General features: G+C 73.8%; 2 protein-coding genes and 1 pseudogene. All 3 read right to left on the bottom strand.

The genetic code is table 11. The features are described from left to right. Window positions 1-82 precede the first annotated feature (82 nt). The gene (locus tag DQW06_RS27945; RefSeq protein ID WP_117199598.1) at window positions 83-733 is read right to left on the bottom strand and encodes a TetR/AcrR family transcriptional regulator; all 651 of its coding nucleotides are present in this window, start codon (window positions 731-733) and stop codon (window positions 83-85) included. 409 nt (window positions 734-1,142) lie between these two features. Continuing rightward, window positions 1,143-1,385 carry a hypothetical protein gene (locus tag DQW06_RS27940; protein ID WP_013155518.1) on the bottom strand — a complete coding sequence of 81 codons (243 nt, stop codon included), beginning with the start codon at window positions 1,383-1,385 and terminating at the stop codon, window positions 1,143-1,145. A 440-nt stretch (window positions 1,386-1,825) separates the two neighbouring features. Next, window positions 1,826-2,051 (bottom strand): annotated as a pseudogene (locus DQW06_RS29715) (hypothetical protein); the annotation flags it as partial.

Here is a 2,051-nt window from a genome sequence, read left to right as displayed (position 1 = left end):
GGAACCGCGCGGTTCCGGGCGCCCCTTCGGCGTTCCGCGGTCCCCGCGGGAGACGGCCTTCCCGCGCCGGGCGCCCGCCCGGTCAGTCCTGCCGGGACAGCCGGGCCACCACGGAGTCGATCACCAGCTCGGTGACGGCGGCCATGTCCACGGCACCCGGGTCGAGGAGCCACTGCACCTGGAGCCCGTCCATCACGGCGATGACCGCCGACGCCGCGGCCTCCGCCGGGGTGTGCCCGTCCGGCCCCGGGGTGTCCGCGGCCTCCCGGTGCCCCGGCCCGAGCCGGTCCAGCACGGCGTTCCCGATCTCCCCGCGCAGCACGGTGTAGCGGTCCCGGAACCAGTCCTGCGCCGGGTGCCCGTCGGTGGCGCTCTCCGCCGACAGCACCGCGTACAGCTGCGTGGTCCCCGGCCGCTCGGCGTTGCGCTCGGCGGTCGACACCAGGTGGTCCAGCATCCGGCTGCCCTCCGGCGCCGGGTCGGTGTCGTCGCGCAGCTCCAGGACCGCGGTGAGCAGGTCGGTCTTGGAGCCGAAGTGGTGCAGGACCCCCGCCGGGGTGATGTTGAGCGTCGCCGCGATGTCGGCCAGCGAGGTGTTGTGGAAGCCCTGCGAGGCGAACACGTCGGCCGCCGTGCGCAGGATCTGCTCGCGCCGGTTCACCCGCCTCCGCGGCGCTGGCGCCTCGGAGCCGGAGGAGGCGCGGGTGTCCGGCGCCGGGGTCGTCTCGCTCATCCTGGTCTCTCCACTTCCTGTACCCCGTCGGGTACTCCGGGCCCATGCGGGGGGCGGGAACCCGCCGTCCACGGTATCCAGCTTTCCCCTCCCTCCTCCTTAATGAATGTTAAGTAAGAGGGGTTTCGGTCCAGGGGGCGTGCGCCACGGGACCGGGGGACCACGGCTTCGGACCCTCACACCCGCGGCGCCCGGCTTCCGCCGGTGGGCTCGTGCGCGGCCCCCGTGCGCGCCGTACCGGGAGTGGGCGCCTGTTCAGGGCACGTCAGCGGAAGGACCCGACAGGGAACGGGAAGCGGAGGGCCGGGACGCCTGCGGAGTTCGGGCGGGACCGCCATCCCCCGGGGGCGCCATCGACCGCTCCGCGGCGGGCCCGGGGCCGGGCGGATCCCTCCGCCCGGCCGGGGCCTCACCAGGCGCGGACCCCGCCGACGGGGGCGGGCAGGCGCTCGCTGAGCCAGGTCCACGTGCCGTCGTTCTCGGTGAAGCGGCGCTGGACGCGCTCCACCTCCGTGATCGGGTTCGAGAACACCTCGGTCCACGCCCCGGCGGTGCGCTCCTCCAGGTAGAGGCTGCGTGCGTCGGTGCGCATGCGCACCGCCTGGAGCGTGTGGTTGGAGCCGTCGCGCAACTGGATGCGGTAATAGGCCATGGGAAGTCCCTGGAGTGTGGTTCGTCCTGGATGGAAGAAGGACGGTGCGTTCCCGGACCGCGCGCGGCACCGGCGGGTGCGCGTGGGTGAACCGGTCTCCCGGAGCGTGCGGCGGGCGTACGTGGTCGGGCCGCGCGAGCGTCTGACGGGTGGCGGCGGGAACGCCGAGACCCGGAGTGCCCCAAAGAACGGGTGCGGTGCCGGAAGCACCATGCTGTCCGCGTTGTGGACTCTACTCCTGTCGTGAGCACACCGGAGCCGTAACCGCGGATACGGCGGATGAAATCCGGGTGATCCGACGGTGATCGCGGGATGCGATTCGGAAAAAGCACACGATAACTACACACCACGCACGATACGTCTTTTTTGACGCGCCAGCGGAGGTGGCGGGAGCCCGAAGGGCCGGAACGCACGCGGCTCCGGCGCGCCCCGGCCCGGGTTCAGGCATTGAGCCCACCGTTCACGCTTGTGCCCGTGACGAACCGGCCGCCCGGACCGGCCGGGTGGGCGACGTCGGCGCCCTCACGGGTCAGCCGCGGCGCGGCGGTGGCGCCGGTCCCGCGGCTCCCGCCCGTGGTGAGCGCGAACCCGTGCCCCGGGTCCCGTCCGCTCGTGGGTCCGACCGCGGCGATCCCGGCCGGTCCGGGCGGCCGGTTCGTCACGGGC

Source organism: Nocardiopsis sp. TNDT3 (assembly GCF_003427465.1).
Taxonomy (GTDB): domain Bacteria; phylum Actinomycetota; class Actinomycetes; order Streptosporangiales; family Streptosporangiaceae; genus Nocardiopsis; species Nocardiopsis dassonvillei.
The sequence above is the reverse complement of the archived record's forward strand: the minus strand, read 5'-3'. Positions and strand labels throughout refer to the sequence as shown.